Source organism: Polynucleobacter sp. AP-Elch-400A-B2 (assembly GCF_018688355.1).
GTDB lineage: Bacteria > Pseudomonadota > Gammaproteobacteria > Burkholderiales > Burkholderiaceae > Polynucleobacter.
This window is the reverse complement of the sequence record NZ_CP061317.1, coordinates 876,091-890,429: the sequence shown is the minus strand read 5'-3', so window position 1 is coordinate 890,429 and position 14,339 is coordinate 876,091. Positions and strand designations below refer to the sequence as shown.

10 protein-coding genes and 1 pseudogene are annotated in these 14,339 nt (G+C 43.0%); 8 read left to right on the top strand and 3 right to left on the bottom strand.

Annotated elements, in window-relative coordinates:
* Positions 1-186: 186 nt before the first annotated feature.
* The 3 genes from FD977_RS04580 to FD977_RS04570 all read left to right on the top strand — a co-directional run bounded on the left by FD977_RS04580 (position 187) and on the right by FD977_RS04570 (position 1,970).
* Positions 187-963 (top strand): hypothetical protein, encoded by a 777-nt coding sequence (locus FD977_RS04580; protein WP_215306717.1) that lies wholly within the window; start codon positions 187-189, stop codon positions 961-963.
* A 73-nt stretch (positions 964-1,036) separates the two neighbouring features.
* Positions 1,037-1,750, top strand: coding sequence for a hypothetical protein (locus FD977_RS04575; RefSeq protein ID WP_215306715.1), 714 nt, complete (start codon positions 1,037-1,039; stop codon positions 1,748-1,750).
* A 28-nt stretch (positions 1,751-1,778) separates the two neighbouring features.
* Positions 1,779-1,970 carry a hypothetical protein gene (locus FD977_RS04570; RefSeq protein WP_215274725.1) on the top strand — a complete coding sequence of 64 codons (192 nt, stop codon included), beginning with the start codon at positions 1,779-1,781 and terminating at the stop codon, positions 1,968-1,970.
* A gap of 4 nt (positions 1,971-1,974) precedes the next feature.
* Here the strand turns inward: FD977_RS04570 and FD977_RS04565 are convergent, their stop codons facing one another.
* Positions 1,975-3,180: an integrase gene (locus FD977_RS04565; protein WP_215306713.1), complete on the bottom strand. Its 1,206-nt coding sequence runs from the start codon at positions 3,178-3,180 to the stop codon at positions 1,975-1,977.
* Between the two features lie 241 nt (positions 3,181-3,421).
* The gene (locus FD977_RS04560; protein ID WP_215306711.1) at positions 3,422-3,988 is read right to left on the bottom strand and encodes a phasin family protein; all 567 of its coding nucleotides are present in this window, start codon (positions 3,986-3,988) and stop codon (positions 3,422-3,424) included.
* 657 nt (positions 3,989-4,645) lie between these two features.
* Here FD977_RS04560 and katG point away from each other — a divergent pair.
* On the top strand, positions 4,646-6,799 hold the full coding sequence (gene katG, locus FD977_RS04555) for a catalase/peroxidase HPI (protein WP_215306709.1): 2,154 nt from the start codon (positions 4,646-4,648) through the stop codon (positions 6,797-6,799).
* 418 nt (positions 6,800-7,217) lie between these two features.
* Here the strand turns inward: katG and FD977_RS04550 are convergent, their stop codons facing one another.
* On the bottom strand, positions 7,218-8,723 hold the full coding sequence (locus FD977_RS04550; RefSeq protein ID WP_215306708.1) for an HD domain-containing phosphohydrolase: 1,506 nt from the start codon (positions 8,721-8,723) through the stop codon (positions 7,218-7,220).
* Positions 8,724-9,019: 296 nt separating this feature from the next.
* Between FD977_RS04550 and FD977_RS04545 the strand changes: the two genes are divergently transcribed.
* From FD977_RS04545 to FD977_RS04530, 4 genes and pseudogenes are all read left to right on the top strand, one after another.
* Entirely contained in the window at positions 9,020-9,370 is a 351-nt protein-coding gene (locus FD977_RS04545) for a hypothetical protein (protein ID WP_215306706.1), read from the top strand.
* Between the two features lie 183 nt (positions 9,371-9,553).
* A complete protein-coding gene (locus FD977_RS04540) occupies positions 9,554-11,218 on the top strand; it encodes a ShlB/FhaC/HecB family hemolysin secretion/activation protein (RefSeq protein ID WP_215306704.1) in 1,665 nt (554 codons plus the stop codon).
* A 9-nt stretch (positions 11,219-11,227) separates the two neighbouring features.
* Positions 11,228-11,371: pseudogene (locus tag FD977_RS10890) on the top strand (ESPR domain-containing protein); the annotation flags it as partial.
* A 15-nt stretch (positions 11,372-11,386) separates the two neighbouring features.
* Positions 11,387-14,339 (top strand): S-layer family protein (locus tag FD977_RS04530; RefSeq protein ID WP_215306702.1); only part of this gene is annotated, 2,953 nt, incomplete at its 3' end.

The following is a 14,339-nucleotide window of genomic DNA, read 5'->3' as shown; positions in this document are numbered from 1 at the left end:
CGCCCTACAAGCCAATATCTACCTGGCTTTGATTTTTCACAATTTTGTGTCAAGGAAATAAAACAACAGCGAAATTTGCGCGAAAAATACGAAAAAAATTAGACTGCTTCCATCAACACAAAAAGCATCACCGGCAATCTCGCCAAAACCGTGTTGATAATTTTTAAAAAATGAAGGAGCAGCACAATGAGAATCACAGCAAATCAAAAGCAAGAAATTGTTAACGCAACCTTGGTAAAGCTCGATGCCTTAGCAAATCGTCGTCAAGTTTGGCAACGTGACTTTTTCGACAAATCCAATAAAGGTCTTTACACCCTACTTTCGGAGTGTCTTGGTATGTATTACGAAATTAAGGGTAGCTCTGCTGAAAAGGCCGTTCTTGAGAATATCAAGATTACTTTGGATAGTCGTGGTGTCAAAGTCCAAGCTAGTACCCCGGTACTTACCTTAATCGTAAAGTACGTGTTTAACGCTGAGCGTCGTAGAGCTTCCGCGTATTCTCGCGCTCTGCGAGTAGCGGCGAAGGAATTGATCTCTGTCAAAGACTTTGCCGAATGGGTCACCAAAGTTGGCGGTATCGAAGAAGTGGCTAGCACCAAAGGCATCACTGATGAGACCATTCAAAAACGTGGTCAGTTAGACACCAAGGTAGCCGAAGTGAAGCAATTGCTGGTTAATCAGCTGCAACATCCTTTGGCTTTGGTACCTAAGACAGCATTAGCTCACCCTGCTGATTCGGCTGAATACACCTTGTTAATTGGCAAGATGCTAGCTAGTGGTCAAACGCAAGTCTTAAGCGTAGTACCAGGCTCTACCACTGCCATGATTGAGCAAGCCATACGCAAAATAGCTCAAGAGTTAGTCAATAAGGTGGAAGAGCACGTCAAAGCCCAAGCAGAACTTGCAGCGCAAGCGGCAATTAGTGAGGCCGCAAACCAAGCCTTCTTCAAAGAAATGGCTTAAGTAATTGATCAATTAACAGGGGTTTAGGACTGATCAACCTCCCCTGCTTTTTACACTTCATAAAGGAAATACTATGAGCTTTGCATACAAGTACGCACCCAAAACCCTTGAGGATGTGGTGCTAGGCAGTAATAGCCTAAAAGCAAAATTGGCTGATTACATCAATGGCAGGGATTTAAAACCTTTGATTTTGCATGGCGGCTTTGGAACTGGCAAAACCACGATTGCCAATCTATTGCCCGATGCTATTGAAGGTAAGCCTGCTGAAATCACCCGCTTAAAGGCAGTGGAATTTAGCTCTATAACGGATGTGACTGAAGTATTTGGTGGTCCACCCATGTTTTATAAGCTATTTACTACCAATGATCAAAAGCGCACTTATGTGTTGTCTAACGAGATCAATTTCACCCTAAAAGCAGCCATTGCCTTTAGAGATATCGTTGATGACATGGTCGGTCATACGCAGTTCATCTTTACAACGAACTACATCGATCAAGTGGATATGGCATTGCGTGATCGCAGTTCATGTTTGATGGTGCCTCCAGTAACCGCTAAAGACTGGTTATCTCGGGCGCAATGGATTTTGCAACAAGAAGGCATTGCCCTACCTGATGATCAATTACTTAAAGTCTTATCAGCTCAACTGCAAGTGAGCTCAAGTAATCGCAAGTTATTAGAGCGCTTGGAAGATTTTGTGCGATCAGTCCGTAATCCGCCAGGTAACTCTGGTGGCGTTATTCAAGCAGAAACTAGCCCGCAACCTACTAACCCACTTATGGCAGCTTAGCGCCAAAACTAACAAGAGAGGAATCATCATGACTATGTATCGAGTAAAAACCAATCAAGCAAGTGACAACATCTATCAAATCGAAGCTGATTCAGAAATGGGTGCCATGATCAACTGGGTAGTATTTTGCCTAGATGAATGGGCAGATGGTAGAGGAAAGGATTTTGGGGAGATTATTTCTGTAAAGAAAATGAGATCTCCAAGAATATCCAAGAAGTAAGGTTTTAAGCTAACTTGGCGGCCGCCATCATAGGAGTGAGCTTTGAGTAATGTTTTTCAATCATTAAAGTCGAAGTACCCATTTGCCTAGCTAAGGTATGTATGTCAATACCTTCAGCTAGTGCGAATGTGGCATAAGTATGTCGTAGGCTATACAAGGTTCTATTCTTGCCAGTAGCATCCTTAAACAAACCAGATTCAACCATGAGCCGCTCAAACACACTATCTAGACTGTGAGGCGCATCACCTTCTGGAAATACGAAGACCTTGCGATCCAACTTTGCTTCAATCACAGCATCTAGGTTTGGATAAGGTAAAGCTTGCCAAGCAATTAATCGTTCTAGACTATCGATGACAAAGTGGCGGGCAATCAAATATCTCGGCCCCGTCTTGCCTGATACCCAAATCCGTAAGTAGCGTTTTTCACCAATCCAATGCCATTGCAGACTACGCCAACGTATTGGCATGCTCTCCGTTCCTTGTCTAATGCCTGTTCCTAACAAGAACTCCACATAGACCCTGCAGAGCCTTCTCATGTGATTACTGCGTTGATTGCGGCCAAAACGCTCCCAATCCCACATGTATTCCAATAGGTAATGGACTTCTTGTTGATTGAATGCTGGCCTGATCTCTGCCCTATCGGCATTAACTTCCAATAATGGAATAGTTCGATGCCGGTGAATTAATCCCTGATCCCTGGCTCGCTCTATTACACGCTTATAAAGACCAGCATGGCGCCTTTGGGTATAGGTCTTGGGATTCTTGCCCATCCGGGATATTCGCCAGGCTACATAGTCATCCACTACTTCCTGGGTAATGTCATTGATTTGATAAGCACCAAAGAACGGGATCAGGTACTTGGTAAAGATATGAATGTAGTCCGCATGAGTACGTTTATTAGGATTGGCTTGAACTACTCGGGCAGCTGCAGCCAGTTCTTGCGTAGCCAATTGGCGAAAGGTGCGAGTCTTAACGGCTAGATCGCTGGCTAGCTTGACCTTGACTGTTTCATAGATGGCAATGGCTTGGGTCGTGGCCTCGGCCACTTGATCGGATCCAGTACTGGCAGAATGCCAAGAGCCAGTAGCGAGCTTGAAACGGCATTGCCAATGGTGACTATTAGGTCTCTTATAGAGAGTGAGAAGACCGTCAAGGAGTTTGATGGGCTCTTCAGCGATAGCTGAAGCAAACAACAACGATAAATTATTCATTACAAGCGTCTCGTTACGTGACACTTGTAGCATAGTTTCAGATTTGGGTTTGGGCGACCTGAATTATTTAGAATCGGTCAAACCGACACCACATCGTCAGGGCCGCAACAGGCTGTTGCTGATCTTAAAGCAGACCTTAGTCTAAATTGAGTATGGCAGGCAGAGATCGACCCACTGCTGTCGTTCACCCAAAAGTAAAAAAACCACCCGAAGGTGGCCATCTCATTCATCAATATTGAGATTAAGAAGCGGTAATTGCTTTGCGAGCTTTAGTAGCTGTCTGAACAACATGTTCATTCGAATTTAATGCGCCATCTGCACTCTTCTCAAAATTAGCATAAGCAGTATGTACAGATGAGCGAACTTGATCAAAGCCTTGGAGCGCAGCCTCAAATACAGCCTTAAAAGAGGCTGTAAATGCCTCAGAGCCCGTGGGAGCTTTAGCAGAAGCTTCGTCCACCAAGTCATTTAATCGCTCTTTAGCATGCTCAATTGCAGAATCAGTCATTTCAACTAACTCATGATGACTTTTACGCAATACTGAATTCACTTTAGCTTGATATGCAACAACACCAGCGGATGCCTCTTGAAGAGCATGAACACTAAAGATGGTCATAATTTCTTTGGGGTCTTTTAGCTTGAGAATTTCTGCTGATTTTTCTTGAACCATTGCAAGCATTTCTTTAGTTGCATCATAGTGAATTTGAGCCAAACTTTGATTATTCTCAAAAGCAAGTTGACTTAAAGCATGAACTGATTCCATTGATTTATGATGGGCTTGAACTAATTTTTCATTTGCTTGATACATAAGACCCTCCTAAGGGGTAGTAAAACCAATCGTTTGTCACGAGAGCTTATATTGGAGTGATATTAAGTCAATAGCAATACAGTCAACTAGTGTGACCACCAGAAGACTTACAGCCCATAGGTAACCAAACAAAGTAATCTTGGGTAGGTGGATCATGGCCGATATGAGCTCTTAAATCCAAAAGCTCGCAATAGACCTGATCCGACCCAAAGGGGGCTTGAACGTTAATCACCAACAAGCAATCATCTTCATTCCTAACCCTCTGGATTAGCATGGACTGCAAAAAAATGAATTGAGTTTTGTAATCAATTTAATAGATCAGTAAAACTTATTTAATTCATTAGACGGATCGATTGCTAAGGAACAATATAAACCCATTGCAACACACAACACGAAGGCAATTAAAAATGAGAATCCAAAATAGATTAGCTGGGATAGCGGAAGGCTTGTACTTCCTTAAAAATCAATACGACAGGGATTTGGTAAGAATTTCGAAGCCCGGGCCCACCAAAGGAGGCGGATCATGAATATTCTGATCGTATACATGGCTGGTGAATAGATAAGTCAGCCCAATATATACGAACAATTGCTTTATCAGTTAGTCTGAACTAGTCAAGGTTGAAAAACCACAAATGATTTACCTACAAGGAGATCTAAATGACATCACAAGGAATGTGCCCAGTTGCTCACGGTGCCAATACCGAATCAAGTAACACCCCTATGGCATGGTGGCCAAAATCACTGAATCTCGATATTCTGCATCAGCAAGATGCCAAGACAAACCCCATGGGTCCGTCATTTAACTACCGAGATGAATTAAAAAAACTCGACGTAAGTGCACTCAAGCAGGATATGAAAGAACTGCTACTCAATAGCCAAGATTGGTGGCCAGCAGATTGGGGGCATTACGGCGGCTTGATGATTCGTTTGGCCTGGCACTCTGCAGGTAGCTATCGTATTGCTGATGGTCGCGGTGGAGCCGGTACAGGTAATCAACGCTTCGCCCCATTGAATTCTTGGCCTGACAACACTAATCTCGATAAAGCCCGTCGCCTCTTATGGCCCATCAAAAAGAAATACGGCAATAAAGTCAGTTGGGCCGATCTCATGATCTTGGCTGGCACTATTGCCTACGAATCTATGGGACTCAAGACATTTGGCTTCTCATTTGGACGTGAAGATATTTGGCATCCAGAAAAAGACACTTATTGGGGCTCTGAAAAAGAATGGCTCCAAAAAAGTGGTGGGGAAGGCAGCCGCTATTCTGGTGAACGAGATTTAGCCAATCCTCTTGCAGCCGTCATGATGGGTTTAATCTATGTAAATCCAGAAGGTGTTGATGGCAATCCTGATCCTCTAAAAACCGCGCAAGATATTCGGATAACTTTTGCTCGCATGGCAATGAATGATGAAGAGACTGTTGCGCTAACGGCTGGTGGGCATACTGTTGGTAAAGCACATGGCAATGGCAACGCAGCCAATCTTGGACCAGCACCAGAAGCAGCCCCCATAGAGGAGCAAGGTCTTGGCTGGATGAATCATAAAACTCGTGGTATAGGCAGAGATACCGTCACCAGTGGAATTGAGGGTGCATGGACAACAAATCCAACTCAGTGGGATAGCGGTTACTTCCATTTATTACTCAATTACGACTGGAAGCTGACCAAGAGCCCAGCAGGTGCTTGGCAGTATGAGCCTATTAACATCAAAGAAGAGGATAAGCCAGTTGATGTTGAGGATGCCTCCATTCGCTGCATGCCGATGATGACAGATGCGGATATGGCAATGAAGATGGATCCTGAATATCGCAAAATCTCAGAAAAGTTCCATCAGGATCAGGCCTATTTCTCCGAAACGTTTTCTAGAGCTTGGTATAAGTTAACCCATCGAGACATGGGGCCTAAAGCAAGATATTTCGGACCTGATGTTCCTAAAGAAGAATTGATTTGGCAAGATCCCGTACCAGCAGGTGCAAAAGACTATGGCATTGAGGCCGTTAAGACCAAGATCAAAGCTAGTGGCTTATCCATTAGTGATCTAGTAACGACCGCCTGGGATAGTGCTCACACTTATCGCGGCTCAGATAAACGTGGTGGTGCGAATGGTGCACGTATTCGTTTGGCTCCCCAAAAAGACTGGGCAGGCAATGAGCCAGAGCGCTTGGCAAGAATACTCTCAGTCTATGAAAAAATTGCCAAAGAATCTGGCATCAGTATTGCCGACACGATTGTTCTTGGCGGCAATATCGGTATCGAGCAGGCCGCCAAGGCTGGAGGCTTTGACATTAAAATGCCGTTTACTTCAGGCCGTGGTGATGCTACTCAAGAAATGACAGATGTAGAGTCATTTGAAGTGCTTGAACCACTAGCAGATGGTTATCGCAATTGGTTAAAAGAAAACTATGTTGTCATGCCGGAGGAAATGCTCCTAGATCGCACCCAGTTAATGGGGCTCACTGCCCAAGAGATGACTGCGCTGATTGGAGGCATGCGTGTTCTGGGTACTAACTACGGAGGAACCAAGCATGGCGTATTCACAGAAAGAGAAGGCGTATTAAGCAATGACTTTTTCGTGAATATGACTGATATGAATTACGAGTGGAAACCTACCGGTCGTAATAGCTACGATATTGTTAAGCGCAATACAGGCAATGCTAAATGGACTGCAACTAGAGTTGATTTGGTGTTTGGCTCTAACTCTATCCTAAGGGCCTACTCAGAAGTCTATGCACAAGACGATAATAAGGAGAAGTTTGTGAATGACTTTGTTGCCGCATGGACTAAAGTGATGAACGCAGATATGTTCATTTAGGATATCTGGGGGTGCCTTTAAGAGATAGTAATTGCTACTTCTTTTGTATTAGATAGGGTTTATCGCTTTTTAAAGACGCCTCCAGCACCGACTTTAGAGTTGGGAAAAATGACTCCACAAGCCTCAATCTAATCTCTGCAAATCCAATTCTATCTTGGAGTATCCTACAATCTTTAAAGGGTTTGTAGAGTCAAGCTCTATGGAGTCTGAAGTAATTAGAATCGATGAATTACTCATCATAAGCGTCTCGTTACACGACACTTGCTAGCTTAATTTCAGATTTGCGTTTGGGCGATCTGAATTATTTACTGTCGTTTTACCCGACACGACAGCATCAGAGCTGCGATGAACTACTGCTGCTCAGAAAACAGTCTTACACTATGATTACTAATGAATGACAAAGTCTAATCTAAAGTAGTTAGTGATCCTTATATTTTGAATGGATAGCCAAAAATCCAGCTTTTTCCAACATAAAAGCATCTACTACTAGAGGGTCAAAGTGTGCGCCACGTTGAGATGCTATTTCGCTTTCAGCATCCTCATGACTCAATCCAGATTTATAAATAGGCTTACTCATCAGGCCATCATAAAAATCTGCAAGCGCCATAATGCGTGCAGGTAACGATATTTCCTCACCTTTTAAACCGCTTGGGTATCCGGAGCCATCCCATTTTTCATGATGCTCCGCGGCAATCTTAATCGCCACTGCTATTACACCACTACCGCCTTTAGTTTTGAGCTCAGCAGATGCAAGAATAGCTTGGCCAATAGAAGCGTGTGTTTTCATAACCTGCCACTCTTCATCATTTAATCGTCCCGGCTTGTGTAGGATGCTATCGGGAATTCCTATCTTTCCGATATCGTGCAATGATGCAGCCTCAAATAGAAGTTTAATCATTTCATCGCTCAACTCAATTTTGTAATTTCCCATTTCTTTTAATCTTAATGCGATTGTTTTAACATAATGCTGGGTGCGAAGAATGTGGTTTTCTGTTTCGTTATCACGAGCCATGGCAAGAGCATTAAGACATGATAAGAATTGAGACTCAGTTTGATAAACTTTTTTATTAGTTGAGTTCTTGCCCAATAGCATGGCCTCAAGTTCAGCTGCACGATCAGCTTTTTCACTAATAGCGATGACTAGTTCTGCTGCACGATCAGCTTTTTCACTAATAGCAATAACTAGTTCTGCTGCACGATCAGCTTTTTCACCAATAGCAATAACTAGTTCTGCTGCACGATCAGCCTTTTCACTATTGGCAATAACTAGTTCTGCTGCACGATCAGCCTTTTCACTATTGGCAATGACGAGTTCATGGGCCCGCTTTGCCTTTTCTTTATTTTGGAAACTTAGTTCCTCGTTAGCAATGACTAGTTCTGCTGCACGATAAGTCTTTTCATCGTTAGCAATGACTAGTTCTGCTGCACGATAAGTTTTCGCAACATTAGCATTAACTAGCTCTTCAGCCCGCTTTGCCTTTTCCTTATTTTGGAAGCTTAGTTCCTCGTTAGCAATGACTAGTTCTGCTGCACGATTAGCTTTCTCACTATTAGCAATGACAAGTTCTTGAGCTCGCTTTGCCTTTTCTTTATTTTGGAAACTTAGTTCCTCGTTAGCAATGACTAGTTCTGCTGCACGATCAGCTTTTTCACTATTTGCAATAACAAGTTCTTCAGCCCGCTTTGCCTTTTCTTTATTTTGGAAACTTAGTTCCTCGTTAGCAATGACAGCCTTGTACGCATTAAATTTATGCTGAGCCTCTCCACGAGACTTTACATTCATCTTGAAATAGATGGACTTCATGTGCCCATTAACGGTGTGTGTGGATATATCGAGATTCTTTGCAAGGGCCTTTACTGTCAGTCCTTCATTTAAATAACTCAAAACACTCAATTCTTGTTTGGTTAGGTTGAATCTATGCATGAAAATAGATCCTCAATGGGTAATTTATTGAAATTAGATTAAGTGTTGGGACGGGCATATTTCAATTTCACGGAGTTTGTATTGCACCATGGGAGATTGGCAAAATAATTTAGGGGTCATATTTAAGAAGGTTATCGCTTTAGGATACTCTTAATTCCTAAATGAAAAATCTTATTCTTATAACAACATCCCCCTTACATAAGGGGGATAAATAGGCAAATAAGATTTTAAAATTGATCGTTAATCACTAGTTGGCGCCAAATGATTTACTCAAACCAAATAGTTATCGGAGTCAAATGATCACTTTAAAAGAAAATGTTTTGCTGCACGATGAATTAAACATACCAGACACCGAGCAAGACTCTATCGTAGGCCGCAGTATTTTCATCATTGAAACTACTGGAAAGGGCATTTTAGTTCAAACCTCCTTTGAGACTGAGGACGGTAGGCTATTAGAAATGCCTGCAATATTTCCTAATATTGAATATGCCTTAGCGCAAATAGATGAAATGCGACGTTTAGTGGTGAGCAAATTTTCTGAAGCTGCAACCATTGGCATTCAATCGATTTCATCAGACACACTTAAAAAAAGGGCGCGTGAAGAAGCTCTTGCCTATATTGCCGTCCATAAATCTGCATTGATATAGCCACCAATTAAAGAGCTAGATTTTAATTAGCTCTAAATTTCCGACTTATTCGGCCCTTCACATTCATGCGAATTTAAATTTGAAGGGATTAACAAATCCAGGGGTTCACTTATCAAAACTATCAATACAACTCACAAAAAAAAATTAACGGATTGTTTTCTAGTTTTTTTTATATATCCAGTGATGACGCTTGCTTTACTTTTATTGATGCCTAATTCATTTGCACAACAAACTTCTGCCGGCTCAATTTTGCAGGAAATTCGAAGTCAAGAGCAAGATGCTGCCCTACCTCAAGTCACACCTAACATTATTCAACCTAAGTTAGACAAGGGCGCAACCTCTAAAGCAGGAACTATCATTGCAAAGCAGTTTATATTTATTGGCAATACTAAAGTTTCTTCTGAGAAGCTTAATAGTTTAGTTATTGGGTATCTTAATCGCCCCATCACCTTTAATGATCTCATAGGGGCGGCAGACCTTATCGCTGAATTTTATCGAGATAAAGGTTGGCTCATTAAGACCCAGATTCCCCAGCAAGATGTCACCGAGGGAATTGTCACTATTGAAATCATGGAAGCTTCTTTAGGTGGGGTTCTGATTGACAATAAATCAAAACGTGTCAGCAAGGCTCGTGTTGAAAATTGGATCTATAGCGCCATTCCCCGTAATACGCCCCTATCACTATCTACACTAGATAGAGCCTTATTAACATTAAATGATCTACCTGAGATACAGGTAAGCAGCTCACTACAAGAAGGTAAAAAGCGAGGGGAAACCAACATCTTGCTAACTGTTACGGATAAACCATTGGTTGATGGTATGGTAGGAGTTGATAATTTTGGCCAATCTTCAACCGGCCAAAACAGAGCAACAGCAAGTCTTAATATTAACGGGCCTCTTGGCTTAGGCGAACAGGTCAACGTGTATGGTCTTTATACAGAAGGCACCAACTACGGCCGAGTTGCGCTAACTACCCCTATCGGATCTGACGGACTTCGAGTTGGCATTAACGGTAGCTATCTTTCCTATCGGGTCGTTAATTCCAGCTTTAATCAATTATTTGCTAACGGCACCTCCAGCACCGGTGGGGCAGAATTAACCTACCCAATTATTCGGAGTCGACCAGCCAATCTTTTCTTGCTGGGTAATTACAACTACAGTAGCTTTAACAATAACGCTAATGGCGCAACAACCAGTCAATACAGTACTTCCGTTTTTCTAGGCGGCCTCAGTGGTAACTTACTGGATAGTTTTGCTGGCGGCGGTATTAACACTGGATCTTTAATGGCTTCTGGGGGAGCGGTTAACCTCAATACCTCACCATCTTTATCATCTGATGTCATTGGGCCCCAAGTAAACGGTAACTTTACTAAGCTACGTTATGCAGCCAATCGACTCCAAGCAATTACATCTAGCCTATCAGCTTATCTTGGCGCCTCAGGACAGTTTGCTAGCAAAAATTTAGACTCTTCGGAGCAGCTTTATTTAGGCGGACCTTATAGTGTTCGAGCCTACGCAACGGGCCAAGGAAATGCTAGTCAAGGAAATTTAATGACCTTTGAATTACGCCAGACACTCCCTATGAAATTATTGCTCACAGGCTTTTATGACTACGCTAATGTGCAAACCTATAAAACAAGCAATTTCAACAGCGCCCCCTTGAACAATACTTATGTACTGCAAGGTCTTGGAAGTAGCCTTGGCTGGTCTGGACCCTTGGGATTACAAATTAAAGCAATCTGGGCAATGCGTACTGGAACCCTTCCCACATTGGTAACCCAATCATTCAATGGTAATGGCGGGACTAGCAGCAATCGTTTCTGGTTAACAGCCTCACTACCAATATAAGCAAGGTGTATTTCGTCTAATTCACTCAATCGCTCATTTAAGGTTATCTGGAGTATTTCTTGTAACGCTTGGGTAGCTGTAAGCGAAATCACTAAATCACACGGCAAACAAAAATCAGCTTCACGCCGATGTCGTCATATTTTCTTTGCTGGAGCAATGCTGTCGGGAGTGAGTATTGCCGCCCCACCATCTCCAAATCAATTACCCGTTGGGGGTACAGTTGCTGCAGGTAGCGCAACGATCAATACTGCTGGTAGCACTATGAATATCAACCAGACTAGTAATCGCGTAGCGATCAACTGGAATGGCTTTGATATTGGCTCAAACGCGACAGTGAACTTTGTTCAGCCCAGTGCTAGCGCGGTGGCACTAAATCGGGTCAATAGTGCCAATCCAAGTCAGATATACGGCAACCTCAATGCCAATGGCCAAGTATTTTTAATGAATTCAGCGGGGGTGTACTTTGCCCCTGGAGCTAATGTCAATGTTGGCGGCATTGTGGCAACTACTCACCAAATGGGCGATGCTGATTTTATGAACGGTAGCAATACCTTTAGCCGTAATGGCTCGACTGGTTCCGTTATTAATGATGGCACGATTAAATCTGGTATTAGTGGTTACATCGCCCTACTTGCTCCAGAAGTTCAAAATAATGGCGTCCTAGTAGCACATCAAGGAACGGTTGCATTGGCTGGCGGCGAAGCTATTACGCTTAACTTTGGGGATCTTGCAAAGCTCAGTAGCTTAACAATCGCTCCTAGTCTGATTAAGACCTTAGTAGAAAATAAACTTGCGATTCAAGCGCCTGATGGCCTAATTATTCTTTCGGCACGAGCAGTCAATCAGCTCACAGGAAGCGTTATTAATTCAGGGAATATTCAGGCTGATGGTATTACCCAAAGCGGTGGCCGTATTATTTTGGAGGCTAGCAGCTCTATTACTCATAGTGGGAATATGAGCGCTAATGCAGCACCCACCAGTAAAGGTAATGGTGGAACTATTGCCATCATTGCGGACTTAAGTAACCTATCAAGCACTACTAGTATTAATGGAAGTATTAGCGCTAAAGCTGGCAACCTTGGTGGTGATGGCGGAGCTATTGAAACCTCAGCAAGCAAAGTTTCTATTGGCGATTTAACAACCGTTAATACAAGCGCCCCTCAAGGTAAATCCGGGACTTGGGCAATAGATCCAACCGACTATACGATAGCGGCAAGTGGTGGCAATATGACTGGCGCCACACTATCAAGCAATCTATCAACGACTAATGTTGATATTTTAAGTACTAGCGGCTCATCAGGTACTGCAGGCAACATCAATATTAATGATGTTATTACTTGGTCAAGCAATTTTGCGTTAACTTTAAATGCACAAAGTAATATCAATATCAATAGCGCAATTACTGCCAGTGGAGCAAATGCTAAGCTAGCCCTACAATATGGGCAAGGTGCAATTAGCACAGGAAATCTTTCTAATTATTTTGTTAATGCGCCAATTAATCTCCAGTCTGGAAATAATTTCAGCACTAAACTGGGTAGCGATGGCTCTACCCTTAACTACATAGTAATCAATAGCCTAGGTGCTGCAGGTAGTATGAGTGGATCTGATTTACAAGGTATGAACGGTACTTTAGGTGGCAATTTTGCCTTGGGTTCAAATCTGAATGCAAGCGCAACCTCAAGCTGGAATGGTGGCGCTGGTTTTACCCCAATTGGATCTACAGTCAACAATAAATTATTTACCGGACGATTTGATGGTCTTGGTCATACTATTTCTGATCTCACGATCCATCAAGCAGCTAGCCCAAATATTGGTTTATTTGGTATTACACATGGAGTAACCATAATCCAAAATATTGGATTACTAAACGGTACAACTATTGGGGCTGCTGGTACAGGTGGATTGGTTGGGAATAATGATGCTGGCCTAATTAATAATAGCTACAACACGGGTTCAGTAAACGGGGCAGCTGGAACGGGTGGATTAGTTGGTAGCAATATCACTGGAACCTTAATCAAAAATTATGCAACCGGCAATATTAAAGGTGCAGCAGGAACAGGCGGTCTATTGGGATCAAGCACTAGTGGTAGTGTGAGCAATAGTTATGCCACTGGGATAGTGGATGGAACTGTAAATCAAAATTTAGTAGGTATAGGCGCAGCTGGAGTTGGTGGGTTGGTTGGGTCAATGACTTCGGGAAATATTAGCAACAGTTATGCTACTGGCGCTGTATATGGAGCGGCTGGATCTGGAGGGTTGGTAGGGTCAATGACCTCAGGAACAATCGATAGTAGTTATGCAACTGGCAATATTTATGGCGCAGCTGGAACTGGCGGGGTTGCAGGATCCTCCGCTGGAGTAGTTTCTAATACCTACGCAACGGGAAATGTTACCGGCGCAGCTGGTACACATGCATTAGTAGGTGGCGGTGCTAGTGGCACAGCAGGTTCTGTCAATATAGTTAATAGTGCCGGTATCGGCTCAGCTAATGGGGTCGCAACAGTGAATGACTTTGCAGGCGCTACTGCAATTACAGTAACAACAACTAGCCTTTCAAAAGTTTATGATGGCTTAACATATTCTGGTGGGTATAGCGTAAGTTACTCCGCTCCATTAAGCGGAGTAGTGTTGGGAACAATAAACTACTCCGGTTCAAGTCAATCAGCGATTGATGTAAATAGCTATTCAATAGTTAGTGCTGGACTTATTTCGAGTCAAACGTATAAGTACACTTTCGTTAATGGCAACTTGGCCATTACTAAAGCGCATCTAACAGTGACTGCCAATGATGCAACTAAAACCTATGGTGATGCTAATCCGCTCTTAAGTAGTACAGTCAGTGGCTTTGTTAATAGCCAGAGCTTGGCTAACTCTGGGGTCACTGGTGCTGGCGCAGCTACAACTAACGCCACCGCAATGACAGATGTGGGAACTGCTGTCATTGCTGCTGGTACAGGCAGCTTGATGGCCAGTAACTACGATTTCACAAACCCCGTTAATGGCAACTTGGCCATTACTAAAGCGCATCTAACAGTGACTGCCAATGATGCAACTAAAACCTATGGTGATGCTAATCCGCTCTTAAGTAGTACAGTCAGTGGCTTTGTTAATAGCCAGAGCT

Coding starts and splice junctions, on each gene's coding strand:
- FD977_RS04580 (WP_215306717.1), top strand. CDS start 187: ATGAGAATCACAGCAAATCAAAAGCAAGAAATTGTTAACGCAACCTTG.
- FD977_RS04575 (WP_215306715.1), top strand. CDS start 1,037: ATGAGCTTTGCATACAAGTACGCACCCAAAACCCTTGAGGATGTGGTG.
- FD977_RS04570 (WP_215274725.1), top strand. CDS start 1,779: ATGACTATGTATCGAGTAAAAACCAATCAAGCAAGTGACAACATCTAT.
- FD977_RS04565 (WP_215306713.1), bottom strand. CDS start 3,180: ATGAATAATTTATCGTTGTTGTTTGCTTCAGCTATCGCTGAAGAGCCC.
- FD977_RS04560 (WP_215306711.1), bottom strand. CDS start 3,988: ATGTATCAAGCAAATGAAAAATTAGTTCAAGCCCATCATAAATCAATG.
- katG (WP_215306709.1), top strand. CDS start 4,646: ATGACATCACAAGGAATGTGCCCAGTTGCTCACGGTGCCAATACCGAA.
- FD977_RS04550 (WP_215306708.1), bottom strand. CDS start 8,723: ATGCATAGATTCAACCTAACCAAACAAGAATTGAGTGTTTTGAGTTAT.
- FD977_RS04545 (WP_215306706.1), top strand. CDS start 9,020: ATGATCACTTTAAAAGAAAATGTTTTGCTGCACGATGAATTAAACATA.
- FD977_RS04540 (WP_215306704.1), top strand. CDS start 9,554: ATGACGCTTGCTTTACTTTTATTGATGCCTAATTCATTTGCACAACAA.